We start from the raw sequence: 368 nt of genomic DNA on the forward strand, positions 1-368 counted from the left end.
GTCGCGCGGCTCGCCAGTTTCACGATGGCGGCAGCGGAACTGGGCGTGACGCAGGCGGCCGTCAGCCGTCAAATCCGCTTTCTGGAGGAGACGCTGGAGACGCGGCTGTTTCATCGGCTGCATCGCTCGATTGCGTTGACGAGCGAAGGCGAGGCGCTGTATCTGGTGGTCGCCGAAAGCATGCAGAAGATTGCCGGCGTGTTCGACCGGCTGGCGAGCGGCGGGCAGCAAAAGGAACTGGTTCTTGCCTGCACCGCAGCGTTTTCGCAATTTCGCCTGTGGTCGCGGCTGGCAGGCGTGCGCAAGATGCAGCCGCCGCTGAATCTGCGCTTGTCGACGCAAAACTTTCTGGCCGATCTGCGTCATGT

1 protein-coding gene is annotated in these 368 nt (G+C 63.0%); it reads left to right on the top strand.

Features of this window, described 5'->3' with window-relative positions:
* Positions 1 to 368, top strand: a 368-nt coding sequence (locus tag P7F28_RS01810) for a LysR family transcriptional regulator (protein WP_277182744.1), incomplete at both ends; no start/stop codon positions are given.

It is taken from the genome of Caballeronia sp. BR00000012568055, assembly GCF_029439455.1.
GTDB lineage: Bacteria > Pseudomonadota > Gammaproteobacteria > Burkholderiales > Burkholderiaceae > Caballeronia.